The organism is Methylomonas sp. EFPC3, assembly GCF_029643245.1.
GTDB lineage: Bacteria > Pseudomonadota > Gammaproteobacteria > Methylococcales > Methylomonadaceae > Methylomonas > Methylomonas koyamae_B.
Map to the genome: position 1 here is coordinate 3335043 of NZ_CP116398.1, position 25931 is coordinate 3360973.

23 protein-coding genes and 1 tRNA gene are annotated in these 25931 nt (G+C 53.5%); 5 read left to right on the forward strand and 19 right to left on the reverse strand.

Annotated features, from left to right (window positions below; translation table 11 throughout):
- Positions 1-60 precede the first annotated feature (60 nt).
- On the forward strand, positions 61-768 hold the full coding sequence (locus PL263_RS14890) for a DUF3240 family protein (RefSeq protein WP_140911960.1): 708 nt from the start codon (positions 61-63) through the stop codon (positions 766-768).
- A gap of 125 nt (positions 769-893) precedes the next feature.
- Here the strand turns inward: PL263_RS14890 and fdxA are convergent, their stop codons facing one another.
- From fdxA to PL263_RS14915, 5 genes are all read right to left on the reverse strand, one after another.
- Entirely contained in the window at positions 894-1217 is a 324-nt protein-coding gene (gene fdxA, locus PL263_RS14895) for a ferredoxin FdxA (protein WP_140911959.1), read from the reverse strand.
- A gap of 149 nt (positions 1218-1366) precedes the next feature.
- A complete protein-coding gene (gene fusA, locus PL263_RS14900; protein ID WP_278210081.1) occupies positions 1367-3478 on the reverse strand; it encodes an elongation factor G in 2112 nt (703 codons plus the stop codon).
- Between the two features lie 220 nt (positions 3479-3698).
- Positions 3699-4637: a 2-dehydropantoate 2-reductase gene (locus PL263_RS14905; RefSeq protein WP_278210082.1), complete on the reverse strand. Its 939-nt coding sequence runs from the start codon at positions 4635-4637 to the stop codon at positions 3699-3701.
- Positions 4634-5326 carry a DnaA regulatory inactivator Hda gene (gene hda / locus PL263_RS14910; RefSeq protein WP_278210083.1) on the reverse strand — a complete coding sequence of 231 codons (693 nt, stop codon included), beginning with the start codon at positions 5324-5326 and terminating at the stop codon, positions 4634-4636. Before hda ends, PL263_RS14905 begins: the two co-directional genes overlap by 4 nt.
- A gap of 10 nt (positions 5327-5336) precedes the next feature.
- Positions 5337-5681 carry a DUF2069 domain-containing protein gene (locus tag PL263_RS14915; RefSeq protein WP_140912020.1) on the reverse strand — a complete coding sequence of 115 codons (345 nt, stop codon included), beginning with the start codon at positions 5679-5681 and terminating at the stop codon, positions 5337-5339.
- A 98-nt stretch (positions 5682-5779) separates the two neighbouring features.
- Here PL263_RS14915 and PL263_RS14920 point away from each other — a divergent pair, with 98 nt between their 5' ends.
- The 3 genes from PL263_RS14920 (at position 5780) to PL263_RS14930 (ending at position 8615) form a co-directional block, all read left to right on the forward strand.
- A complete protein-coding gene (locus PL263_RS14920; protein WP_278210084.1) occupies positions 5780-6343 on the forward strand; it encodes a YceI family protein in 564 nt (187 codons plus the stop codon).
- Positions 6344-6744: 401 nt separating this feature from the next.
- Entirely contained in the window at positions 6745-7653 is a 909-nt protein-coding gene (rdgC, locus tag PL263_RS14925) for a recombination-associated protein RdgC (RefSeq protein ID WP_140911954.1), read from the forward strand.
- A 62-nt stretch (positions 7654-7715) separates the two neighbouring features.
- Positions 7716-8615, forward strand: a complete 900-nt coding sequence (locus PL263_RS14930) for a L,D-transpeptidase family protein (protein WP_278210085.1) — start codon at positions 7716-7718, stop codon at positions 8613-8615.
- Between the two features lie 65 nt (positions 8616-8680).
- On the opposite strand, the gene PL263_RS14935 is transcribed toward PL263_RS14930, so the two are convergent.
- Positions 8681-8959 (reverse strand): Lpp/OprI family alanine-zipper lipoprotein, encoded by a 279-nt coding sequence (locus PL263_RS14935; RefSeq protein WP_082409752.1) that lies wholly within the window; start codon positions 8957-8959, stop codon positions 8681-8683.
- An 87-nt stretch (positions 8960-9046) separates the two neighbouring features.
- A complete protein-coding gene (locus PL263_RS14940) occupies positions 9047-9475 on the reverse strand; it encodes a L,D-transpeptidase (protein ID WP_347568918.1) in 429 nt (142 codons plus the stop codon).
- 199 nt (positions 9476-9674) lie between these two features.
- On the opposite strand from PL263_RS14940, the gene PL263_RS14945 reads away from it, so the two are divergent.
- Positions 9675-11309 carry an alpha-D-glucose phosphate-specific phosphoglucomutase gene (locus PL263_RS14945; protein ID WP_278210086.1) on the forward strand — a complete coding sequence of 545 codons (1635 nt, stop codon included), beginning with the start codon at positions 9675-9677 and terminating at the stop codon, positions 11307-11309.
- Positions 11310-11341: 32 nt separating this feature from the next.
- Here the strand turns inward: PL263_RS14945 and PL263_RS14950 are convergent, their stop codons facing one another.
- From PL263_RS14950 to PL263_RS15005, 12 genes are all read right to left on the reverse strand, one after another.
- Positions 11342-13501: a hypothetical protein gene (locus PL263_RS14950; RefSeq protein ID WP_278210087.1), complete on the reverse strand. Its 2160-nt coding sequence runs from the start codon at positions 13499-13501 to the stop codon at positions 11342-11344.
- Between the two features lie 18 nt (positions 13502-13519).
- Complete coding sequence (locus tag PL263_RS14955; RefSeq protein WP_278210088.1) at positions 13520-14281, reverse strand: ABC transporter permease; 762 nt, start codon at positions 14279-14281, stop codon at positions 13520-13522.
- Positions 14278-15258: an ABC transporter ATP-binding protein gene (locus PL263_RS14960; RefSeq protein WP_278210089.1), complete on the reverse strand. Its 981-nt coding sequence runs from the start codon at positions 15256-15258 to the stop codon at positions 14278-14280. The genes PL263_RS14955 and PL263_RS14960 overlap by 4 nt, the downstream gene beginning before the upstream one ends.
- 153 nt (positions 15259-15411) lie before the next feature.
- Positions 15412-18657 (reverse strand): type I restriction endonuclease, encoded by a 3246-nt coding sequence (locus tag PL263_RS14965; RefSeq protein ID WP_278210090.1) that lies wholly within the window; start codon positions 18655-18657, stop codon positions 15412-15414.
- Positions 18654-19394 carry a transposase gene (locus PL263_RS14970; protein WP_278210091.1) on the reverse strand — a complete coding sequence of 247 codons (741 nt, stop codon included), beginning with the start codon at positions 19392-19394 and terminating at the stop codon, positions 18654-18656. Before PL263_RS14970 ends, PL263_RS14965 begins: the two co-directional genes overlap by 4 nt.
- Positions 19381-19815: a DUF86 domain-containing protein gene (locus tag PL263_RS14975; protein WP_278210092.1), complete on the reverse strand. Its 435-nt coding sequence runs from the start codon at positions 19813-19815 to the stop codon at positions 19381-19383. Before PL263_RS14975 ends, PL263_RS14970 begins: the two co-directional genes overlap by 14 nt.
- Positions 19805-20200: a nucleotidyltransferase domain-containing protein gene (locus tag PL263_RS14980; RefSeq protein ID WP_278210093.1), complete on the reverse strand. Its 396-nt coding sequence runs from the start codon at positions 20198-20200 to the stop codon at positions 19805-19807. Before PL263_RS14980 ends, PL263_RS14975 begins: the two co-directional genes overlap by 11 nt.
- Positions 20200-21630, reverse strand: coding sequence for a restriction endonuclease subunit S (locus PL263_RS14985; RefSeq protein WP_278210094.1), 1431 nt, complete (start codon positions 21628-21630; stop codon positions 20200-20202). Before PL263_RS14985 ends, PL263_RS14980 begins: the two co-directional genes overlap by 1 nt.
- Positions 21631-21763: 133 nt before the next feature.
- Entirely contained in the window at positions 21764-22864 is a 1101-nt protein-coding gene (locus PL263_RS14990) for a PDDEXK nuclease domain-containing protein (protein WP_278210095.1), read from the reverse strand.
- Positions 22861-25032, reverse strand: a complete 2172-nt coding sequence (locus PL263_RS14995) for a class I SAM-dependent DNA methyltransferase (RefSeq protein ID WP_278210096.1) — start codon at positions 25030-25032, stop codon at positions 22861-22863. Before PL263_RS14995 ends, PL263_RS14990 begins: the two co-directional genes overlap by 4 nt.
- Before the next feature lie 130 nt (positions 25033-25162).
- Positions 25163-25238: transfer RNA gene (locus tag PL263_RS15000), tRNA-Thr, on the reverse strand.
- 400 nt (positions 25239-25638) lie between these two features.
- Positions 25639-25929 (reverse strand): hypothetical protein, encoded by a 291-nt coding sequence (locus PL263_RS15005; RefSeq protein WP_278210097.1) that lies wholly within the window; start codon positions 25927-25929, stop codon positions 25639-25641.
- Between the last annotated feature and the right edge of the window lie 2 nt (positions 25930-25931).

Consider the following 25931-nt stretch of genomic DNA (forward strand, 5'->3'; position numbering starts at 1 on the left):
GTTCTTCGAAGGCCATTGATTGTTGTGAAATGAGCTAATTTTCATGCCACATTACGAGTTATGAACATTTTTTTGCGCAGAATTCCCGCCAATACCCGGCATATAGAAATTTCCGAATTCGTGGCGCCAGCGCTGAATAACGGTTTTTTCAGAAAGTCGGGACGAATCGTGGATGTGGAGATACTGGCGCTGCAAGATACTCGGGTCGGCACTATCGAATACCACGGCTTGGTAACACTGGATTCGGAAGTCACTGTGCAACGGGTCGTCAAGGCCTTAAAGAACCGGCGATTTAACGGCCGTATGGTGGTGGTCAGGCCTTACTACCACCGCAGTTGGTACAACGATCCCCGCCAAAATCAGACCGAGATACCGGCCGGTATCGTCGATAAGCGTAAAGGCGATCGCCGCCGTGGCCGCTATTTGCAAGTTATCAAGAATGCTTCTGATCGGTTTAACAGCGAAGACGACTTTTTCAAATCGGTCAACCACCAGCAGTTTTCGATATCTTTTATCGTACCTCCGGATTTGGAGGTGGCGATGATGGAATGTCTGTCGGGCTTCGAAATCGATAGGGATAATTTCGGTGAACACCGGATGACCAAGTTTCTCACTGCGGCCGATGAGAACGAACAGCAAACGGCGCGCTTCCAAATCTACGCCGAAAAAATGGCGATATCGGCTTTGCTGGAAAGGTTGAAAGAAGAGTTTTCCGGCTCAGGCATCCATTACTGGATCATGCCGGTGGTGGAGAAAGGCGAGATTTAAGGCTGCGGCGGATACGATGGTACCGCTGGTTTGGTTGAGCGGCAGCTCAGTGTCGCTGCGACAAAGTCGGACCAAAGCCGCGATGTGGGCAGTGGTCCGGATGCTTCCAGAGCGTTAGCGGTTTTTTATTTTTCCAACAAAGCGAACTTGCCGGGTTTGCCGTTCCATTCGTCGGCGTCAGGCATCGCGTCTTTTACTTCCGTGATCAGCGGCCAGACTTTGGCAAGTTCCGCATTCAATGCGGCGAAATGTTCTTGGCCTTCCGGCAATTCGTCTTCGGCATGGATCGCGTTTGCCGGACATTCCGGTTCGCACAGCGTGCAGTCGATGCACTCGTCCGGGTCGATGACCAAGAAGTTGGGCCCTTCGTGAAAGCAATCCACCGGACAGACGTCAACGCAGTCGGTGAATTTGCATTTAATGCAATTTTCGGTAATTACAAAAGCCATAATGTTCTTCCAAGGTTAGGTACTGGAACAAGTTTCCGTACGTTGCGGAAACTTTATGGTTGAAAATAATCCTGTTTGTGAATCAGGCGGCTAGCGAGCCGGAACCCCAAATCGAACCGGAGGCGCCAAGGCCTCCGGTTCCGGCAAAATTACTTTTCCTTGTTTTTGTTGCGTTCGTTGACTTCTTTGATGACTTCGTCAGCGACGTTTTTCGGACAAGGTGCGTAATGCGAGAACTCCATTGAGAACTGGCCGCGGCCGGACGTCATGGTGCGCAAATCGCCGATGTAACCGAACATGTCGCTCAGCGGCACGTCGGCCTTGATGCGAACGCCGGTGACGCCCGGATCTTGCGATTTGATCATGCCGCGGCGGCGGTTCAAGTCGCCGATCACGTCGCCGACGTGAGCTTCCGGAGTAAACACGTCCACTTTCATGATCGGTTCCAGCAATTGCGGTGCGCCTTTCGGGATGGATTGGCGATACGCGGCGCGGGCGGCGATTTCGAAAGCGATGGATGACGAGTCGACCGCGTGGAACGCGCCGTCGGTCAGATTGACTTTGAAGTCCAAGCAAGGGAAGCCCGCCAACACGCCTTTATCAATACTGGCTTTGAAGCCTTTTTCGACTGCCGGCCAGTATTCGCGCGGTACGTTACCACCAACCACGGACGATTCGAATTGGAAGCCGCTGCCGGGTTCGCCGGGTTCGATGATGTAGTTGATTTTCGCGTATTGGCCTGAACCGCCGGATTGTTTCTTGTGGACGTATTCGTCTTCGACGCGTTTGGTAATGGTTTCGCGGTAAGCGACCTGCGGTTTGCCGACGTTAACATCGACGCCGTGGGTCCGTTTCAGGATGTCCACTTTAATGTCCAAGTGCAACTCGCCCATCCCTTTGATGATGGTTTCGCCGGACTCCTGGTCGGTTTCGACGCGGAAAGACGGGTCTTCGGCCACCATTTTGCCGATCGCGATACCCATTTTCTCGTTGCTGCCTTTGTCTTTCGGCGAAATCGCGATCGAGATAACGGGATCAGGGAATACCATCGGTTCCAGCGTAGCCGGTTTGTCGGGATCGCACAGCGTGTGGCCGGTTTGCACGTTTTTCAAACCGATCAGGGCGACGATGTCTCCGGCTTGCGCGGTTTCGATCTCGTTACGGTCGTCGGCGTGCATTTCCACCATCCGGCCTACCCGTTCGGTTTTGCCAGTATAGGTATTCAAAACGGTGTCGCCTTTTTTCAATTTGCCGGAATAAATACGGACAAAGTTCAGCGCGCCGAAGCGGTCGTCCATGATTTTGAAAACCAGGCCGCGGAATGGGCGCTCCGGATCGACGATCGCATGTTCGCCGGTTGGGACGCCTTCGATGTCGGTTTCCGGTTGCGGGTTGACTTCGGTCGGATTCGGCAGGTATTCGATCACGCCGTCCAGTACCAATTGCACGCCTTTGTTTTTGAACGAAGAGCCGCAGAAGGTCGGGAAGAAATCCATCGCGATGGTACCTTTACGGATACATTTTTTGATTTCTTCGATGGTCGGCTCTTCGCCTTCCAGATATTTCTCCATGATCTCGTCGTCTTGGTCGGCGACTTGGTCGATCAATTTCGCGCGCCATTCTTCGACTTGCTCGGTCATGTCGGCTGGCACGTCTTGGATTTCGTACTTCAACGGATCGCCGGAGTTGTCCCAGATCCAGGCTTTGCGGGTCAACAGGTCAATCACGCCAATGAAGTTCTCTTCTTCGCCAATCGGCAAGGTCATAACAACCGGCTTCGCGCCCAGGACGTCTTCGACTTGCTTGACGACGCGGTAAAAGTTCGCACCCAGACGGTCCAGTTTGTTGACGTAGATAACACGAGCGACTTTGGAATCGTTCGCGTAACGCCAGTTGGTTTCGGATTGCGGTTCAACGCCGCCTGAACCGCAGAATACGCCGATACCGCCGTCCAGAACTTTCAAGGAACGATACACTTCGATCGTAAAGTCCACGTGGCCCGGGGTGTCGATGATATTGAAGCGGTGCGCCGGAAATTGGTTGGTGCTGCCCGGCCACATGCAGGTGGTCGCCGCAGACTGAATGGTGATGCCGCGCTCTTGTTCTTGCACCATGAAGTCTGTAGTCGCCGCACCATCGTGTACTTCGCCGATTTTGTGGATTTTTCCGGTCAGCTTCAAAATCCGCTCGGTCGTGGTGGTTTTACCGGCATCGACGTGCGCGAAGATACCGATGTTTCTGTAAAGCGATAGATCAGTCATGGTTTTACTCTAAATATTGAATATAAAAACTCTTTAAACCCCAGCACCATTGCCACGGTCGTTGTGGATCACATAGCTGCTAGCCTAGCGAAGTATGCGGCCGCTCTTCGCTTTGTTAGGTATGAGGCGAAATGCACACGGCTTCTTCAATGACAAGGTCAATGAAAATCTTCACATTCTAACCGAAAAATCAAAAAAAACGGAATGTCAATTGTGTGAATTAATCTGGGGGCCGATTTTCATGGATTTGCAGTTCTCTGAGCTGCATCAATGCATACAGCGACTGCAACCGTGGGCATTCGATGCGGTGGCGTTGCGCTGCGCGAATCGCATTGCCGAGAATGGCTTCCGTTTCCATCGGCCTGCCTTGTTCGAAATCCAGCAGCATGCTGGTTTTGTAAGCCGGCATGTTGCGGGTGCGCTCGAGATTGATGTCGACGGTATCGTCGGCCAAGGGGTGGCCGCAAGCGGCGGCTATCCGGCATACCTCTTCCATCACCTCCCCGACGAAATTTTCCTGGTTCTGCAGGATCGCCTGAGTCGCGAGCCCGCCGGAGAGTACCGATAACGGGTTGAACGGCGCATTCCAGACGCACTTCTGCCAGCGGCTGGCGATAATGTCGTGGCTGATTTCGCAGTCTCCGCCACCGGCAATGAACAAGTCTCGCAGTCTTTCGCTGAGTCCCGCGTCGTCCGGAGTTAGCGCGCCTATGGTCAGTTTGCCGTAGGCCAGATGCCTGATATGGCCGGGGGCTAACCGGTTGCAGCAAATATACGCCAAGCCGCTGATCACCACTCTGTCCGGGAAGGCGGCGAGCAATTCCGCTTCGATATCGACGCCGTTTTGGATGAACGCGATCGCGGTTTTGTCGGACAGGCCGGCGCGGATCAAATTTACGCGGTCGATGTCTGCGACGACCTTGCTGCACAGTATCAGATAATCGGCGCAATCTTTATAGTCGTGCGCCCGGCGCAAGACTTGCGCCGGTTGAAACCGCCACCGGCCCAGCGCATGGCTGTCGATCTGGAAACCTTGGCGGCTTACGGTTTCGTAATCCGAGCGGCAAACGACGCTGACTTCGGCGCCGGATTGGGCTAACAAGGCACCGTAAAAGCCGCCTATGGCCCCGGTGCCGATGATCAGGATTTTGTCGCTCACGCGTTATTGCTCAAAATCTGTTTCAAAAACGGGATGGTCAATTTACGTTGTGCGGCGAGGGTCGCCCGGTCGATTCGGTCCAGCAACAACCACAGGGCGGCCACGTCGTGTACGTAGTGATTCAGTAGAAAGCGGCCGACAGCGGGGGGAATGTCGAAGCCGAGAAAATGCGCTTTATGGCTCAAGGCGTCGATCAATTGGTCTTCACGTAATGGCTGAATTTTTAGCGTCAGTCCCCAGCCCATCCGAGTCTTCAGGTCCGGCAATTCGAAGCTTAAATATTTGGGGGGGCAGTCTGCAGCCAGAACCAGCTGGTGATTCGCTTGCCGGTGCGCGTTGTAGAAATTGAAAAAGGCGTGTTCCCAATCCGGATGATCGGCAATGTACTGGATGTTGTCCAAACATACCAGTTCAAGATGTTCCAAGCCTTCCAACAGGGCCGGATTCGGCAAGCGGCCGGCTGCCAATTCTAGATAAAATGGCTCCTTATTGGTCTTAGTCGCGAGTTGGCAGCACGCTTGCAGCAAATGGCTCTTGCCGCTACCGTTGTCGCCCCACAGAAAAATTTGTTGTTCTGAGCCGCCGGTAGCTAGTTTCTGCAGTTGCTCCAGAATTTCGCCGTTGTTGCCAGGGTAATAGCTGTTGAAGGTCTGGTTTGCCTGAAATTCGAACTGTAACGGGACTTGCATCGGCGTCGGCTCAGGCTTTTTCCGCTTTATAGACGTAGAGACCGGCGCCGAAACACAGCATCAAACTGAACAACACTTCCAATAGTGCGTACGGGCGTTGGCTCAGATTGACGTAAGATTCGGCGATGCCATGGGCAAAATAAGGCAGGCTTATGTAACTCATCCAGGTGCAGCTTTTCAAGTTGCGATTCAGCAAGCCTTTGAAGGGTAGGAGCAACGGGCCGACGCTGGCAATCAGGATCAATGCCGTTGGCAAGCGGTTGGATGGCGCCAATAGGGTGTGCCATGCCATCAACAAAAAAAATAGACCGAAAAATCCGGCCAACGCTAGATTGTAGTAATGGATTCTTTGCATGAAAGTGGCACGAGCCAAGCTGTGGAGTGTAAACCCGCTCATTATCACAAACTCTTTGCCATAATGCAGTTTGGTCTTATTGGGTTTGGAGGTTTGCGATGGCTCGTTTATTTGGCGCGATTGCGCTGGCGTTATTCGGCGGTTCCGCGTTGGCTGTCGAAAGCTACACCATCGATAGTCGGCACACGTTTCCGAGTTTCGAGATTAACCATTTGGGTTTCTCCACTCAGCGCGGGCGTTTTAACGAAACATCCGGCAAAGTGTTGCTGGATACTGCGACCGGTAGCGGCAGCATAGATGTCTCGGTCAATACCGCCTCGATCAGTACCGGGCTGGAGGAGCTGGAAGCGCATTTGCGCGGACCGGACTTTTTAGACAGCGCAAAATATCCGCTGATGAGTTTCAAATCCAATCGGCTGATTTTCCAAGGTGACAAGTTGGTCGGGGCCGACGGCGTGTTGACGTTGCACGGTGTCAGCAAGCCGGTACGATTGGAGGTTGAGCATTTTTATTGCGGTATCAATCCGTTGCGCATGAAGTACAGTTGCGGTGCCGACGCTTCGGCCCTGATCGTGCGTTCCGAGTTCGGTATCGATAAATATGTGCCTGCGGTAGCCGATCAGGTCAAGGTGTTGATTCAAGTCGAGGCGGTGAAGGATTGATTCGAAGCGTCTGTGTTGATTTGCAGCGAATTGGGGTGGTCGGCAAATTCGGGTTGGATGGCGAGCGCTTCTGTGACCGATGGGTCTTGGGTTAATCACAATGTCTGTGGATAACTCTGTGCGTTGAATGTCGAAAGCCGCGGCGGTTGCCTGCAAATACTGGCTTTTTGTTAGATTGTATAAAATTTGGACAGGGTAGTTTTTTCTATAAGAATCAGTGATTTATGTTTATTTTGTTTTATTTCAAAGAGTTATTTTGTCAAGCGGTATTTGAGGCGGATTGGCTAAGACTTTGTGTGTATAACTGCGCAGGCGAGGCGTTCCGGGGCTTTTTAAGTGACACAGGTGCAAGCGGCCGGGCAAATTTGAGATAATTGACGGTTTTGAAAAAGAGCGATTTCATGTGGTTTAAAAATTTGGCCGTCTACCGTTTCTCCGAGCCGTTCGAACTGAAAGCCGAGGAGTTGGAGCAAAAGCTGCAACAACAACCATTTCGTGCTTGCGGTAGTCACGACGAATTCAGTTTCGGTTGGACTCCGCCGTTGGGTAGAGCTGCCGATGCCTTGGTGCATGCCAACAATGGCTTTTTCATGCTTTGCGGCAAAAAAGAGGAAAAAGTTGTCCCAAGTTCGGTGATCAACGAGATGCTGCAAGAGCGCATCAGCGAAATCGAAGAGCGGGAGGCCCGCAAATTACCGGCAAAGGAACGTAGCCGGCTCAAGGATGAATTGGTCTTCGAATTGTTGCCGCGGGCGTTTTCGTTTTCCAAAAAAACCTACGCCTACATCGATAGCCAAGGCGGATGGCTGGTGGTGGATGCCGCGTCGGCTAAAAAGGCCGAGGATTTGCTCAGCCAATTACGGAAATGCCTGGGTTCTTTACCGGTCGTACCGTTAACAGCCACCGCAAAGCCGGCCGGCGTGATGACGCAATGGCTGACCGACAATGCCTCACCCAAGGATATTCTGATCGAAGACGAGTGCGAGTTGCGCTCTCCGGAAGAGGAAGGCGCCATTATTCGCTGCAAGCGGCACGACTTGGCTCTGCCAGAGATCAAAAACCACTTGGATAGCGGCAAGCAAGTGATCAAATTAGCGATGAGTTGGGCCGAACGTCTATCGTTCGTGTTGGACGAGAATCTCGCCGTCAAACGCTTGAAGTTTCTGGATCTGATTCAGGAGCAAGCGGCCGATATCGAGGCATTTGACGAGACCGAGCAATTCGATGCCGATTTTTCCATTATGACCGCGGAACTTGCGCAGTTTTTGCCGCGTCTGCTTGAGTTGTTTAACGCCGAGGGCGCTATCTGATGAAAATTCGTTTAATCACCAGCTTGTTGTGGGCCGTGAGTGCCAGTGTGTCGGCATTAACGTTGCCGGCGCCGGATCGTCCGGGTGACAGCCTGGTCGGTAATCCGCCGCACGAGGTCAAGTACGTAGCCGCCAAGCAGGAAGACACGCTGATCGATATTGCAGTCAATTTCAGGCTTGGTCAGGATGAAATCGTGCTGGCCAATCCTTACGTCGATCGCTGGTTGCCGCGCGAAGGCACTCAGGTGCGGATTCCTAGCAGTTTTATCTTGCCCAATGCGCCGCGGGAAGGCATTGTCGTCAACTTACCGGAGATGCGGATTTATTATTTTCCGGATGCCAGTAAAGTAGTCACTTACGCGATCGGAATCGGTCGAGAAGATAATTGGAAAACCCCGCTCGGGAAAACACGGATTGTCGGGAAGACTGAAAATCCTTCCTGGACGCCGCCACCCTCCATCATCGCCGAACACTTAGCAGATGGTGATGTGCTGGATCCTTATTATCCGCCGGGTCCGAACAATCCCCTGGGGCTCTTTGCGTTTAAGCTGGGCTTGCCGGGTTACCTGATACATAGCACCAACGTAGTGAACGGTATTGGCATGCGTGTCAGTCACGGTTGCATGCGCATGTATCCAGCCGACATCGAGCAGTTCTTCCCAATGGTCAAAGTCGGTACTCAGGTCAATATCGTCAACCAATCGATCAAGGTTGGTTGGTATCACGACACGCTCTATCTTGAAGCCTATCCGGATCTGGAAGAAACGCCCGCTACTTTCGAGCAGCGCCTGCATGTGGCATTGGATCTAATCGAGCAGGCTAACGGCGGCAAAATGCCGGTCATCAAGGGTTCGATTTTGAAAGCAGCTATCGAAAAATCGACAGGAATACCGACCGCGATCTACGAGCGTCCGGTTCAAACTCCGCCGGTTGTGCAAAGCCAAGCGGTGCCAGCAAACTAACGGCAATAAAAAAGCCCGTGGCCTTGCGGCTCACGGGCTTTTTAAATCGACAACAGCGTTAAAGCTTATTTGTGTTGTGATTTTTTGAACATGCGGTCCAATTTGCTGTTGGTGTCTTGAGCATATTGAGCAGCGCGGTTAGCAGCAGCTTCAGCAGCAGCGGCTTTAGCAGCAGCTTCAGCAGCAGCAGCTTTTGCAGAAGCAGCGTCAGCAGAAGCGGTAGCTACTTTGCCTTCCAAAGTGCCAACGCGTGCATCCAAAGCTTCCAGGTCAGAAGTGCTTGCGCAACCGGTAGCCAAAGCTGCAACGGCAACAACTGCTGATAATTTAATAGCTCTCATCATGGTTTATTTCCCCTTGATTGTGGTTTCAAAAAATAAAGAATGAAAAACGGTGGCAATTGTCCAACATTTTTTTGGATTTTACCAACATTATTTCACGGTTACGAGTGTCCCTTTTTCTACCCATTGGCTCAATTGATCGATTTGATCGTTGGTCAATGCGATACATCCGTGTGTCCAATTCATGGATCGGTGGATGGACAGACTACCGCTGCCCAAGCCATGAATGCCGATTTGCCCGCCCAGGCCGGTGTTTTGCGGCGGTACTTGCCCGTAGGAATGAGCCCTGGCGATAGCCTCATAAGTATCGAGGTCGATCTTGCCTTGCTTTAGGGCGTGGTCGGCATGTTCGACGTTGGGGTACGTCAGGCCGAAAAATTTACGAAACGCGCTTTTTTCGTTGATCCAGCCGATACGGTAATTGCCGAGCGGCGTCACGTCGTCGCCGCGGTGGCTCTTTTCGCCGGCGCCATTGCGGCCGATGGCGATGTTTTTCGAGTACAGCAACGGTTTTCTCACCCTTGCGTATTTCCATATTTTGCTTCTGAGTATCGACTAGCAGCCAAACTTCATCCGTTGCGAAAGCGTTAACGGACGCGGAACTTCCCAGTACAATCAAAGCGCCTAGTAACTTTTTCTTTAACATGGCAATCTGTAAATAATCAAAATTTTGGTGTACTTTAACCCTTTCGAAACGTGGTATTACAAAGGGTAGCATATGACAACAACAATCACCAAAACCACTCCCTACGACGATCAAAAGCCCGGCACATCGGGCTTGCGTAAGAAGGTCAAAGTCTTTCAGCAGCCCAAATATTTGGAAAATTTCGTCCAATCCATCTTCGACAGCCTGGAAGGCTACCAAGGCCAAACTTTGGTGATTGGCGGCGACGGCCGTTACTACAACCGTAAAGCCATTCAAATCATCATCAAGATGGCGGCCGCCAACGGTTTCGGTGAACTCATTATAGGCCAAGGCGGCTTGTTGTCCACCCCCGCCGCATCGAATATTATCAGGAAATACAATGCCTTCGGCGGTATTGTTCTATCAGCTAGTCACAATCCCGGCGGCCCCGAAGAAGATTTCGGCATTAAATATAATGTCGGCAACGGCGGACCGGCACCGGAGAAGTTCACCGACAAGCTTTACGAGAATACCAAAACCATCACCGGCTACAAAAAAGCCCGTTTCGGCGATATCGATTTGGACACGGTCGGCGAGGTCGAAAAAGGCGGCGTCAAAATCCGCGTTATCGATCCGGTGGCCGATTATGCGGAATTGATGGCGCAGATTTTCGATTTCGAGCTATTGAAACAAAGCATCCAGAACGGCTTCATCACACTGAAATTCGACGCGATGCACGCGATCACCGGCCCCTACGCCAAGCACATTCTGGAAGAGGTACTCGGCGCCGCGCCCGGTTCGGTCTTCAACGCGGTGCCGCAGGAGGATTTCGGCGGCGGCCATCCCGACCCGAATCTGGTGCACGCCCATGAATTGGCCGAAATCATGTTCGGCGCCAACCCACCGACTTTCGGCGCCGCGTCCGACGGCGACGGCGACCGCAACATGATCATGGGCGCCAATATCTTCGTCACGCCCAGCGACAGTCTGGCGATCATGGCCGCCAACGCCAAATTGGTCCCGGCTTACGCCAAAGGCATCAGCGGCGTGGCGCGTTCGATGCCGACCAGCCAGGCTGTGGACCGGGTCGCCGACAAGCTCAGCCTGCCTTGCTACGAAACCCCGACCGGCTGGAAGTTCTTCGGCAGCCTGCTCGACGCAGACAAAATCACGCTATGCGGAGAAGAGAGTTTCGGCTCCGGTTCCAACCATGTGCGCGAGAAAGACGGTTTGTGGGCGGTATTGTTCTGGCTGAATCTGATCGCCCGCAAACGCGAATCGGTGGAAGACATCGTCCGCGAACATTGGCAAACCTACGGCCGCGACATTTATTGCCGCCACGATTACGAAGCCGTCGATGCCGAAATTGCCAACGCCATCGTCGACCATTTGCGCGGCCAGCTCGATAGCCTGCCCGGCAAGACTTGGGGCGATTACGAGGTGAAATACGCCGACGAATTCAGCTACACCGACCCGGTCGACGGCAGCGTCAGCAGCCGGCAAGGCATCCGAATCGGCTTCGTCAACGGTTCCCGCATCGTGTTTCGCCTGTCCGGCACCGGTACCGTCGGCGCGACTTTGCGGATTTACCTGGAGCGCTATGAGCGCGATGTTCGTAAGCACGATCAGGATGCCCAGGCAGCATTGGCCGAATTGATCGACATTGCCGAACAACTGTGCGAAGTGAAAAAACGTACCGGCAGAACCGAACCGGACGTGATTACCTGATTGGCCGCTGTTTCCCGCTGGGTGTCAACCGCCTAGCGGGGAGCTTTACTAGCGTAAGCGTCCCGTAAAATCTGTTCCGCACTGCGGCCGGCTTCAGCCAGTTCGCGGGCGGTTTCGATGGACAATCCCTCGCCATGGCCGGCACCTATGCCTTGAAATAGCCAGCTCTGGTTGTCTGCGGCTTGAATCGAATCCGGGCAGGACGGCAGCTTTAGCGTATTGCGAAATATTTCGCAGGAAACGGCTTCGTCGTTGTCGGCATAGACCAGGCGGACGTATAAGGCGCCGTCCTTACGCCGCTCCCGCCGAATCTCCAAAATGTGCGCTTCGGCGAACAGCCGCTGCAACTCTGCGATTGGGATTTGGCGTTGCCAGTGTTGTGCGCCGCCGTTGGCAAACGGCAACCAGTCGCGGTTAGCGGCCAATTCATCCAATAAACCGAGTAATTTCGGGTCGGTGATGTGTCCGCGCCGGCTTGGTCCGCTGACATCCACATCCTCGCCAAGAAACACCATGCAGTGCGTGGTGTCGCAGAGCGAGCGGGATTCTGGATGGCGGTGCCCGCCCCGGCTGCCGTTCCAAACGATAACGGCCCGCAACGCCTCGCGCGCATCTCCTTTTAACTGCTGAGCTTCGGCCGCCAGCACCGCGTCGGCGTAACTGTCGGCATCGGTTTCCAATACCCTCGCGCCGTCCGCCGCGGGCTGGTGCAATATGCCGCTTACCCGCCGTTCCGAGCGGCTGCCGCGGGCGGTCGAGGTAACATAGAAAGTGCCGCAAAGATTGAAACGCGCCGAGCCGGTTTCCAGTTCCGGACAATCGCTGTGTGCCTGCCAACTGGTCGGATCGGTTGCTGATAACAGATGCACCCGCACGGCGGCGTAGCGCGGCGGAAACCGACGTTGCCAATCGCGCAGTAAGCCAGCGGCTTTCGCGGCAATCGCGGCGCCGCTACTGCCGGATTGGCGAAAAACGGCCAGATACACCGGATGCTCGGCCGGCCAGGCAAGCATCAAATGCCCGATCAAGGGTTGGCCGTCGCTGCTGGATACCGTGCCGGTCTTGGCCAAGGCTTGCAGCTCACGGAAAATGCGTTTGTCGGCAGGGTTGATGCCGGCCAAAGTCGAATTCGGATTGGCGCCGTTCCGCACCAGGCCTGTGAAGTAATCGGGCTGCGACAGCAGGGCGGCCCGCAGCGTCAACACCAGTTCCGGCAATGACGCTTCGAGCGCGAAACTGCCGTCGCCACGGCGTTCGCCGAGGTATGCCCGCCAATCCCGTTCGGTTACGGGTGCTTGTTGCGTCAGGCTTTGCTGTTTGATCGGGGATAACAGCAGTCGGTAACGTTCCGGCCGGAACGCGGCGCGGCGTAACAACAATTGGCCGGTATCGCTGGCCGCCAGTTCGTCCGCCAGGACTTGCGGATTGGCTTGGTTCAACGCCGCCGCATAGGGGACTTTCAACAACGAGCCGGGCGGCATTGGCGTGGCAATGTCGCCGCCGGTTTCTAAAATCCGACCGGAAACCAGACTGGCCAAGACGTAACCGGAGCCGGCTGCAGTAAAAGGCGCGCCCAATAGGCGGCTCAATGCTTCCGGAACCTGGCAGATTTCGGCAGGCCACGGGTAATGCAGCGCCAGCCGCCCCAAAATTTCCCGGTCGCGCTGGTTCAGCGGCGAATTTTGCCGAATGTGGCTGATCAGGTCTTCCAATTCGGTGGTGTTCGGCTGCGGCTCTTGCTCGCGGCCGGCCAGTTCGCCGCTAAAACGCATCGCAGCCATTTCTTCGGCCCATTCCGGCAGGCGGCCGTTACAGCTGCGATAACTGGCTTCGTGAAACAGCTCGTGGCGCAGGTACGCCCGTGCGGGGAAATCGGGCTGGGTTCGGTCGCGTAAATAGATGCTGCCGGGCCGCCAAGCCCCGGCATGGCGGCCGCTGAACTCGGCGTCGGTCAGTGCCGGGAACACCCTTAACGGCGCCTCCGCGCTGGGGATACGGTAGCCGAGTGCCGCCAGCTCCTGGATTGCTTGATAAGCATCGCTTTGCAGCGCCGGCTGCTGCGCCAGCGCGCCGAAAAATAAAATCGCCGCGCCGGCGTCGAAACAACAGCGGCTGCGAAAAGTTCGGTCGAGAACTCGGCGTATCGACGCGATGACCGAAACCAGCGCAGCCAAACCGGAAACCCTGCTCATCTTCGCGGCCGATCGGCGTCAGTTTCTGATCTTATAACCGGTTCTGAATGCCCACCAGACGAAGGCCAGACAGGCTAGCAAGAAGCCGAAGGTCATCCCCAGGCTGATGGCCACGTCCACATCGGCAATGCCGTAAAAGCTCCAGCGGAAACCGCTGATCAGGTAGACCACCGGATTGAACAAAGTGACTTTCTGCCACAGTGGCGGCAGCATGTTGATCGAATAAAACGCGCCGCCGAGAAAGGTCAGCGGCGTCACCACCAGCATCGGCACCACTTGCAGTTTCTGAAAGCTGTCCGCCCACAGGCCGATGATGAAGCCGAACAGACTGAAGCTAACGGCAGTCAGTAATAAAAACGCCACCATCCAGCCGGGGTGGGCGATTTGGTAGGGCACGAAGACTCGGGCGGTCCCCAGAATCAGCAGACCCAGCATCACCGATTTGGTGGCGGCCGCGCCGACGTAGCCGAGCAGTACTTCGATCCACGACACCGGCGCCGACAGCAATTCGTAGATCGTGCCGGACCATTTCGGCATGTAGATGCCGAACGAGGCGTTGGAGATGCTCTCGTTCAGCAGATTCAGCATGACCAGGCCGGGAATGATGAAGGCGCCGTAACCGACATTGTCGATCTCCCCCATCCGCGAGCCGATGGCGCGGCCGAAGACGATGAAATACAGCGAAGTGGTAAGCACCGGCGCGGCGATGCTTTCCGCCAGCGTTCGAAAGGTACGGGCCATTTCGAAATGGTAGATGGCGCGGATGCCGTAAAAATTCATGGCTTAGCTCCTTTGGCTTGCTGTACCAGGCTGACGAAGATGTCTTCCAGCGAACTTTCGCTGGAGCGCAAGTCTTTGAAATCGATGCCTTGTTGGTTCAAAGCTCGTAACAATTCGGCGATACCGGTTTCCTCGGTCTGGCTGTCGAAGGTGTAAGCCAAGGTTTGGCCGTCGGCGGACAAGTTCAGCGGCCAAGCATTCAGCTCTGCCGGCAATGCGGTCAACGGTTGCCGCAAGGTCAAGGCCAGTTCCTTCTTGCCCAGTTTGCGCATCAACGCGGTTTTGTCTTCGACCACGACCAGTTCGCCTTTGTTGATCACGCCGATCCGGTCGGCCATATCCTCGGCTTCTTCGATGTAATGCGTGGTCAGGATGATGGTGGTGCCCTGCTCGCGCAGTTCGCGCACCAGCCGCCACATGTCGTGGCGCAATTCGACGTCGACGCCGGCGCTGGGTTCGTCGAGAAACAGGATTTCCGGTTCGTGAGACAAGGCTTTGGCAATCAGCAGTCGGCGTTTCATGCCGCCGGACAGCGCCATGATTTTGGCGTCGCGTTTATCCCACAGCGACAAAGCCCGCAGAATCCGCTCCAGGTAATCCGGATTCGGCGCTTTGCCGAACAAGCCGCGGCTGAAACGGACGGTAGCCCATACCGATTCGAACGCGTCGGTATGCAATTCCTGCGGCACCAGACCGATCGCCGCCCGTGCGGCGCGGTAATCTTTGCGGATGTCATGGCCGGCGGCGACCACGGTTCCCGAGGAAGGATTGACGATGCCGCAGATAATGCCGATCAGCGTGGTCTTGCCGGCACCGTTCGGCCCGAGCAATGCGAAAATCTCGCCGCGCCGGATCTCCAGATCGATATTGCGCAAGGCCTGAAAACCGCCGGCGTAAGTTTTGTGTACGCCGCGCACCGAGATAATCGTTGTGCTTTGGCTTCCCGGCGTGCGGTCAGAGGTGGCGTCTGTGGTCACGGTTATGTTCCTGCATGTTGCCTGTTTGGGGGGAGGCGTATTCGCCACTCTTGTCTATTCAACCGGCCCTGAAATGCCGTAATTAAGGGTACTAAGGCGGCGAAGGGCCCTTGCTGTCATACGCGGGTAGGCGTTAAATCTGGCAAAGCCCGTTTATCCTCCAGTGTGAGGAATGCTCTGGAAAATCACCTTAGACAAAACCGCAAACGCCGCATCTTCGAAGGCTTTGTCATCCATGTATCGCGTCACAATCTTGTCGTTCTCATTCATCCGTTGAATCATCAGATCTTCCAACACTTGGCGTAAACCTAGCTGAAATTTATCAAACGGATTCGCTTGCCGTAACCGAATCACCTCTGGCGAATTGGTCGCTTTTTCTCTGATTTGTTCGAAGAACAAGCGGTCTTCTTCGGTAAAGTTCGTACCAAAGCGGTTGTTTAATATCTCGATGATTTCCGATAATGGGGCTTTTTCGTCCTTGGCTTTGCCGGTGCCGACATCGGTCGGACTTTTAACCGTGTACTCGCCTTGCTCATCCGCCAGATCAATCGCACCGGAAAACACCCGTTGCAGCCGGTAATACTGCAAATCGACTTCGTCGCCCAGCTTGACGTTGGTGTTATCTCGATCCAGCGGCAAATGCGGCAATAAAAAACGGCCAAAGCTATACAGCATTTCCAGATCAGGATCGGCATAAGGCATGATCTGGCTCAAAAAAGCATACACATTGACATAGCCGCTTAACTTGTCCCGAAACACAAAGCGCTGCTCTTCATCGCTTATCGCCTTGAACCGGTCCACTGCCGGTTGCAAATGGCGTTGCAAATGGGCGTGATCAGCCGGATTTTGCTTATTGGGTGATCGGTAGAAAATACGGGCAAACGCTTCCACTTCGTTCCAGTAATAAACCTGCATACTGTCCAAGTCATGCTTGACCTGTTCTAGCAAAGCCGGGTCGGACGTTTCCTGTAAGCTGGTGGCGTCGTAATAAGGTTTGAATGCGCGGTAAATGTCATCAGCTTCATTGACAAAATCCAGCACGAACGGCGCTTCCTTGCCCGGCAGCATGCGATTCAGGCGCGACAGGGTTTGCACCGCCTGCACGCCATCCAGGCGTTTATCGACATACATCGCCATCAACTTCGGCTGATCGAAACCGGTTTGGTACTTGTTAGCCACCAGTAGCACTTGATAATCGGGCGAATTAAAACGCTCCGGCAATTGCTTTTCGCCGATCGCTTTACCGGTCACGCTGTCGGTATTCATGCCTGGTTCAGTGTATTCCTGGCCGCTTTCAGGGTCGAGCACCGTACCGCTAAACGCTACCAAGGCCTGTACATCGTGGTAAGCGTGTTGCTCGATATAGGCCTGAAACGCCTGCATGTATTTGACGGCGTGCAGGCGTGAGCCGGTCACCACCATCGCCTTGGCTTGGCCTCCCAAATGATGTTTAACGTGGTTGCGAAAATGTTCGACGATGATTTCGATCTTTTGCGAAATATTGGTCGGATGCAGCACCAGGAATTTCGCCAAGGCCCGCGCTGCCTTTTTCTTTGGCAGGTTCGGGTCTTCCTCCATGGCTTTGACCAATTTGAAATAGGTTTTGTAGGTCGTGTAATTCTGCAACACGTCCAGAATAAAACCTTCCTCAATGGCTTGGCGCATGCTGTACAGATGAAACGGTTCCGGTTTGCCGGTATGGCCGATACGACCGAACAGCTCCAAGGTCTTGCCCTTCGGAGTGGCGGTAAAGGCAAAAAAGCTGATGTTGGGCTGACGGCCGCGTGAAGCCATGACCTGATTCAGTTGGTCTTCCCAATCCGGTTCTTCTGTTTCACCTGATTCCCGTTTACCCGAGCCATACAAGACGGTTCCTTCTCCCTCCGGGAGAAGGTTAGGATGAGGGGATATAAAACTAGACGTTGGTTGGTTGTCTCCCCTCACCCCAGCCCTCTCCCGGAGGGAGAGGGAGCTTTCTGCATCGATTTCAGAACGATCAACAGGAGACGATCTGCCCAAAATTGATTTGAGTTCTCTGGCGGTTTCCCCGGTTTGCGACGAGTGCGCTTCATCGACGATCACCGCGTAACGACGCTTGGCTATCTCTTGCTCCCAGGCTTTGGCCTGCTTTTTGGCCATCTCATCCGCTGCGTCGATATTATCCGCGCCAGCGGCATGCAATAAGCCGCGCAACACAAACGGAAACTTCTGCAAGGTGGTAATCACGATATTGGTGCCATCAATCAGTGCCGCCGCTAATTGCTTGGAATCCTGATCAATGGCCTTGACCACCCCTTGCGCGTGTTCGATTTGATAAATCGCGTCCTGCAATTGCCTGTCCAGCACTTGCCGATCGGTAATCACAATCACGCAATCGAACACCTTGTGATCGTTGCCGTCATGCAAACTGGCCAAACGATGCGACAGCCAGGAAATTGAGTTAGTTTTGCCGCTACCGGCTGAATGCTGGATCAGATAATTCCGGCCGGGGCCTTCCACTTGTGCAGCAGCGACCAATCGCCGAGTGGCATCGAGCTGGTGATAGCGCGGAAAAATCACCGCTTCTTTTTGCATCAATCGGCTGCCGCCCTTGCCGTCGTCGACTTTCTCTTCCTTACGCTCGATAAAAATAAAATTACCGAGAATGTCCAGAAACTGCTCGCGCTCAAGGACTTCTTCCCAGAAATAACCGCTGCGGTAACCGGACGGATGCTGCGGGTTGCCCGCTCCGCAGACTACTTCGCCGGGATGGCTGCCACGATTAAACGGCAGGAAAAATGTCTTTTTGCCCGCCAGCCGAGTGGTCATATAAACTTCGTCCGGGTCGGCGGCAAAATGCACCAGCGCCCGTTGTTTGAATTCAAACAACGGCGCGCGCGGATTACGGTCGTTGCGGTATTGATTTACTGCATGCCGCCAGTTTTGCCCCGTCCAAGGGTTTTTTAGCTCGCAGCTTGCCACCGGTAAACCATTAACCGCAAACAACATGTCCAGCGTACTGTGGTCGCCCGGATGGCAAGGCACTTGCCGGGTCACCGTCAGCCGGTTTTGCTGATAATGCGCGAGCACCTCGGCATTCAAACCGTGCGCCGGTTTGAAATAGGCCAGCCGAAAGGTTTTGCCGTAAAACTTGAAGCCGTGGCGTAACACATGCAAAGAACCTTTGATTGCCAGTTCCTTGGCCATCTCCTTGATTAACAGGGTTTCCAGATTGGCACCGTGCTGCGCGCGCATGCCGTCCCAAAGTGGCTTTTGGGTGGCGGCGATAAATTCGAGAATTTGTGAAGGGAATAAGGCCAGCTCCTTATCCCAGTCCTTTACCGAACCTGCTTGCCAGCCGTTGGCTAACAGCATTTGCTCAATGTAGCTTTCGAAAGCCTTTTCGCTGGTTTGACTCATGGTTTTTCACAAGGTGTAGGGGCGAAAGATTTTTCGCCCCTACCTGTGCACCGGTTATTAATGTGCAAACTGTCTAGCTCCCATTGCGCAGGGTTATTGAAGATATATTCCCGAATCAGGCTTAACTGCTGCTCGTTGCGAACGATGTGCTCCCAATAATTGCGCTGCCAAACGGTTCCAATTTGAGTATTGCCTTTTGCCCATTTGCTGACACCAATTTTGAAACCCCGAATTATCGAGCCCAGGGTTTTCGATGTGCCACGAGGGCGATGGTAAACATCAACAACCGTCGATGCCGTCTGTAGGGGTGAAAAATTTTTCGCTTGTACGGGCGAAAGATTTTTCGCCCGTACGCCCCACGAACAATCATTTTCCCCCACGTTAATCACCAAAATTCCATGAACGTGATTGGGCATCACCACAAACGCATCGGATTCTACGTTTGGAAAATGCGCCGGAATTTCGTTCCAGCAACATTCAACTATCCGGCCTAAAGCATTCTTCACCATCGCACCATTCCGGATAGCGCCGAATAAACAGGCTTTTTGATGCGTGCAAACGGTTACGAAATAAAAGCCCGCCTGTGCATAATCGTAATTTTTCAACCGAATCGAACGACGGTTTCGTTTTGGTTGGGTTTGTAGGGGCGAATCATCTTTCGCCCGCTTGGGCGAAAAATCTTTCGCCCCTACCGGCAAAACGTCATTCGCCCCTACGAATTCATCATCTTGACTCATGAATATCCTTGGCATCGCGCAATAGCAATACGCGGCTGTATTCCAGAAATTCGTCCAGATGCCGGGTGATGATGCTGACGGTAATCGGCAGATGCAATTGCTGATAATCATGCACGGCGATATTGCGAAAACCGACCATGTGCTTCAGCGACGCAGCCAAATCGGCAGTGATCCAGCCGCCGCGCGCCAGCAACTCGAACACGTCGCGGGCGCTTTGCGGCACGCCGAGTTTTTCGCGGCGAATCAGATGCTGGCCCATGTCCAGCGCTGCCTCGCAAGCGCGCTGGATGTTTAAAATCGCCGCATCCTGACGGGTGAAATCGCTCGCAAAGCCGTCCGGGTTGGCGGCGTATTCCTCGCGCGCCCTCGCCACGCAACGCTCAATGCTGGCGGCTTTGTTGATTAACACGTCATCGGCCATACACGCTGCCTCGTTGGGAAATATCGGCTAACAGCCCGGCGCGGGCGCTATCCAGTTCGGTTTTCTCGCTCAAAATTGCCGCTTCGTAAAGTGCTGCTTGCGCGTCGCGCGCCCACCAGCGTTGGCCCTGAGTGATGACCTGATATTGCATCACCGTCGAGGCCGCACGCAAATCGAGCAAGTCCACCGGGCAACCGGCCAGATCGGCCAGTTCGCCGGCCAGCGCCCATAAGCTTTGCGGATCGGCATAACCCGCCACCAGCACGGCCAAGTCCAGATCGCTGTCCGGCCCGGCGGTGCCTTGAATGCGGCTGCCGAAGGCATAAACCGCCAGCAGATTGCCCAGTTCGGCGCGCAGTTTGGCGACGATGGCATCGTTGTTCATCAAGCCTCCCGCACGTCGATTTTGCCGGTCACGGCGGCGGTGATCAGCGCGCTGCGGTATTCCTGCAGGCGGTTAATAGCGGTTTCGACTTTTTCCACCAATCGGTCGATTTTGGCGGTTTCGCGGTCGAGGTAGGCGGCGATGACGGTTTGTTCTTGAAAAGGAGGTTTTGGGAAACGGTATTTCCTTAATTGCTCGCCGGTTAAGTGCGCAATGGTTGATATTCCGCCGGAACTAAATACACCGGTTTTATTTGCCCAGTACATTAAGTAATACATATATCTGGGGCATTCCATCAGTGAATTAATGGCACGCATGCGATGTAACGCTTTTTGAAAACCAATTTTCGATTCTAGTTTGCCTACTATGGCCGACCTTCCAACTTCGCCACCTTCGCATACAAGAAGATCACCTTCTTTAAGTGTATAGCGAGAATATTCCGGTTCGGGAATGTCCATTTCAGGTAAATCAATGAAATTGATTGAATCCCATTGAACATCAATATTCCTCAAATAAGGCAAAAGGTGCTTTCCAGTAATTTTGCTTTCATTCAACATCTTACCTAGCTCTATTGAATAACGAGAATATAGGGGTGGCGTTACCCAATCTACTGGAATTTCACCTAACCACTCAACTCCGGAATCCTTGAATTTTTCGGGGGTGCCAGCGCCCTCCGTAGGGGCGAAAAATTTTTCGCCCCTACACCTACCATACGCGCCGGGCGCTTCATGGACGGCGGCGTTGCCGGTGACCAGGCCAAATTCCCGCGCGGCGTTGGCGGGTAGGCCGCGGGTGACGGTGCGGGAAATCAGCGCGCTGCGTTTTTCCTTGAGCAATTCCACCAGCTTGCGTTTTTTCGCCACCAGCGTATCAATCCGCCCGGTTTCCCTATCCAGAAAGTCGGCGATGGCGGTTTGTTCATCTAAAGGTGGACAAGGAAATTCAGCAGGATTGATATGCTTGTTGTTAATTTGTGGCACTGTGGAAACATCTGCAAGATCGTCCAGTCGCCGAGAAATTAGACAAAATGCGACAAATTTTAAATTAAATGATGGATAGATTTTCCACCCCATTAAATTTGTATCAAATAACATTGGCTGTTGAACCACTGCAACTTTATTAGTAAAAATCGCCGCACCTCTTTTTGGGAAAACCAAGTAGTTCCCTTTTTGGGGGTTGTGCCCAATCACTCTGGCTTTAGTACGATTTAATACAAGAGTTCCATCGATCTGGTTCAGATCATCCACCTTCGCATAAGGAAGGCCTTCGTCGGCATTAGCTTCATTATCAATAAAATCAGTCTCCGATGGTGTGACACTACCAAGCAACTGCCCAACGTAACGACCTTTTTTAACCATCCACTTTTCAGGCAACGCTCCCAACCACTCAAAGCCGCTGTCCTTGTATTGCGGATAAGCCGGGTATTTCATTGCCGACCGCCTTTTTCCAGCTGGAAGGTGGATGCGCTGCGCTTATCCACCCTACAGACTTTACCGTCGGCGCCAGTTGTCCGGAATTTCCGGATAGTTGCAATCCAGCTTTTATCTCGCTTGAATTTTCCGTTCACCCCTGCAACTCCCGCAATTGTCGGTCGATAAATTGCTGCATGGTCGCTTTGTCCGGCATTTCCAGCAAATATTTGGATACAAACAATTGGTTGTCCATACCGGCCAGGGCGTATTCAACCAGAGCGTGATTTTTCTCGGTGCACAGCAAAATGCCCACCGGCGGGTTGTCGCCGGCGCTCATCATGTGTTGCCGGTACCAATTGACGTAGGTGTTTAGCTGGCCGATGTTTTGGTGGCTGAAGGCTTCCAGTTTCAGCTCGACCAATACATGGCACTTGAGGATGCGGTGGTAGAACACCAGATCGACGAAAAAATGTTCGTCGCCAATCAGGATGCGTTTCTGGCGGGCTTCGAAGCAAAACCCATGACCAAGTTCGAGCAGAAACTCCTGCAACTTGCCAAGCAGTTGGTCTTCCAGTTGCGATTCGCTCATCACTTCGGCGGGTTTTAAGCCGAGGAATTCAAAGATGTAAGGATCGCGGATATTGAATAGCGCTTGCGATTCGGCGCTCTGTTGGGCCAGTTCCGCCAGCTTGTGTTTATCGTGCGATAAACCGGAGCGTTCGCAATACAGGCTGCCGATCTGGCGTTTTAATTCCCGCACCGACCAGTTGCCGCGCAGACATTCTATTTCGTAGAAGCTGCGCTTGGTTGGATTTTCTATGTCTGTCAGTAGTTTCAAGTGACTGTAGGATAAGCGAGTCAGCAGTTTTTCGGACGACTCGGATAATTGTGCCGACGCTGTCGGCACTTTTTCCGTATCGATGTTTACACCCGGCGGCAACAAGGTTTGAAATTGTGCCGACAGTGTCCGCACTATGGTGGGGTAGGTACGATAAAAGCCCAGATAATCATAAAGTTGGCGACGCTTGCAATTGCTGTAACCTGTGAGTTCGGCGGCCAAATTATCCAACAGTTTTTCGCCATACGCGGCGCGATCTCCACCACTCAATTGATATTCGGCAATGTAAAATCCGATCAGCCAATTGCGTAGCGTTAAACTGAGATTAACCGCTTTTACGGCTTGCGCGGTCAATTCACGATGCACACCTTGGATGCTATCGACTAATTGTTTGAATGTGGTTACATGACTCACGCCGTCACCTCCCTCAATAAGTCGAGTATCTCGCCTTCCAGGGTTTTGATTTCGGCTTCGATGACTTCCAGTTCGCGCGGTGCTTCGTAACGGTAAAAATGACGGTTCAGCGGAATTTCGTAGCCGATTTTGGTTTTGCCGTGATCTATCCAGGCGTCGGGGACGTGCGGCAGCACTTCGCGTTGAAAATAAGCTTCGATGCTTTCCTTGAGCGGCACGGTTTCGGTGTCGCGCAAGTCGGCATCCGGCTCCGGGTTGCCTTGTTTGTCTCGACAGATTTCTGCTTTTTCATCCCGTTCTCCCAAAGCCGAAAGCACCACTTTCAGTTCGGAGGCCGATAAGCGGATGCCAGTTGCCTGTTCGGTTTGGCGCAGGGCATTTAGGAACACTGTCCGATCCAGGCATGTAGGGGCGAAAGATTTTTCGCCCGTTCTGGCGAAAGATTTTTCGCCCCTACGAGCAAAAGCGGCCAGGAAATCGCGGATTTGTTGTTGGCGGGCGCGGCCAGCTTCGATTTCCTGCTGGCGGACGGTTTCGTTCTTTTTACTGCTACTGGCGAGGTTAATAAATGCGGTTTGCTCTTCCAGGCGGGCTATACGTTCGGCGCTAGCTTGAAAATTGAGTCTGAGCGGACGCTCGACGGTAATCTTGTGATAACCAAAGTCTTCGTTATCGAACACTTTGCTGACAATCAGCGGCTTGTTGGGAGTTTCGTCATCGTAGGGGCGAAAAATTTTTCGCCCGTACAGTTCGCCATCCTGAAAGTTGGCATAGATGCGGGTAATTTCGCCGATATGGTCTGGGTCTTTGGCTTTGTCGCTGGGGTCGCCAATGCGGCGGCGTTTGTTGCCCAGGGATTTTTCCATCGGCACCCAGAAATTGCGGGCGTCGATCAATTGCACTTTGCCTTTGCGCCGCAGCTCCTTGCGGTTGCTGATGATCCAGATGTACGTGGAAATGCCGGTGTTGTAGAACAGTTGGTCCGGCAAGGCGACGATGGCTTCCAGCCAGTCGTTTTCGATAATCCAGCGACGGATTTCGCTTTCGCCGCTCCCCGCATCGCCGGTAAATAAAGGCGAACCATTAAACACAATGCCGATGCGGCTGCCACCCGCCGCGACTGGGCGCATTTTGGCAATCATGTGTTGCAGAAACAGGAATGCACCATCGTTGATGCGCGGCGTGCCGGCACCAAATCTACCGGCAAAACCCAAGGTATCGGCTTCTTGCTGGATGGTTTTCTGTTGCTGTTTCCATTCCACACCAAACGGCGGGTTGGCCAGCATGTAATCAAACGTCCATTTGTTGCCGTCGCTGTCGCGGTCAAAACCGTCGCGGGTGAAGGTGTCGCCGAGGATTATGTTGTCGGCGTCTTCGCCTTTGATCAGCATGTCAGATTTACAAACCGCCCAAGCTTCGTCGTTAAAATCCTGGCCAAAGAGTTTTGGCTGAGCATCTGCATTGAGCTTGCGGATGTATTCCTCGGCTACCGATAGCATGCCGCCGGTGCCGCACGCCGGGTCGTAAATGGTTTTAACCACATGACTTTGCGCCAAGTCATGTTCAGGGTCCAACAATAAGTTAACCATCAATTTGATGACTTCACGCGGGGTGAAATGCTCTCCGGCTTCTTCGTTCGATTGCTCGGCACCGATACGGATGAGTTCTTCGAAGACATAACCCATCTGGACGTTATCGACCCGTTGCGGAGACAGGTCGATAGCGGCAAAGGCCTTGACCACTTCGAACAGGATGTTCTTTTCCGCCATGTGGGCGATTTGCTCGCTGAATTTAAACTTCTCCATGATGGCGCGGACATTCGGCGAAAAACCGTTGATGTAGCTATTTAGATTGGGCGCCAGATTGTTCGGATCGTTGAGCAGGGAATGATCGGCGTTTTTGTCGAACTGCATCCGCGACAGATTGTAGAAGCGGTGACCGGTTAGCGATTGCAATCTAGCCTGGATGACGCGCTCGGGCTTGCCTTGTAGCTTTTGGGATTCGACAAATACGACATCCTTGCTGGGCGCCAGCAGGCAATCGAAGCGCCGCAATACAGTCAGCGGCAGAATCACTTTGCGGTATTCGTTGCGCTTGTAAGGGCCGCGCAGCAGGTTGCAAATGCTCCAAATAAAATTGGCCAGTTGGCTATGGGTTTCGCCGTTCATTTTTGTTAATCCGTGATCGATTGGCGGATGCCGTTGGCCCGGAAACCGAATCCTTGCGTTTTCCGCCGCAAGCGCTTACTCAGGCTGAAGCCGGCAAAATAGGCTATTGAACGGGTATTGGCAAATCAAATGGTGCCGGCAATAGGAATCGAACCTACGACCTTCGCGTTACGAGTGCGCTGCTCTACCTGCTGAGCTATGCCGGCTTGTGGATGTTTGGGGCTGAGTTCCTCTGGAGGAGGAATGTCGTTGGAGGTTTTGATTGCCCCGCACTGCCGGACAATTTTAATCAAAATAACGTCTATCCCGCAACGTAATGCACACTGAGTTGGCTGCTCGGGCTTGGCGCCGCTAAATTTTAGCGTGTTCAGCTAAGTCCCGAAGTCGCTGAACCGGTTGATTTCGTTCGCGGTTGGTCAGTCACGCCATGAGTGGAGGCAAACAGATGTCCTTAGGCTTGTTGTTGTCGCAGGATTTAGTTGGAGTTTGCTTTCAGCGGCTGAGTAACTGACTGCATCGAAAAAAAATCTCCAGCCTTTGGTCGCGGGTCGTCGCGTAGGGGAGGCACGAATTCGCGAGGCCTGGAAAGGCTGGAGGGAGAGCGTATTAGTTTCCGCCTTTGAAGGTGATTTCTAGCGCATGCAGCGCATTCGCGCAATTTTCACTGCTTTGATTGCTCGGGCTATCGTGGCAGGCTTGGTTTTGAGCTTTGGCTTCCTGGATATTAGCCACGTACCAAGCTACCGATTTTGCGTCTTTGCCCGACTCATTGGCAACGGTCACGTTTAGAGCAGCGGTTGACCCCAGCAGAACCACTGCGGCGGTTATCAGCATCACGTGTGTTTTTTTCATAAAGACTCCTTGGCTGTGTAGATTATCGGGAATGATTCCGCTCATGC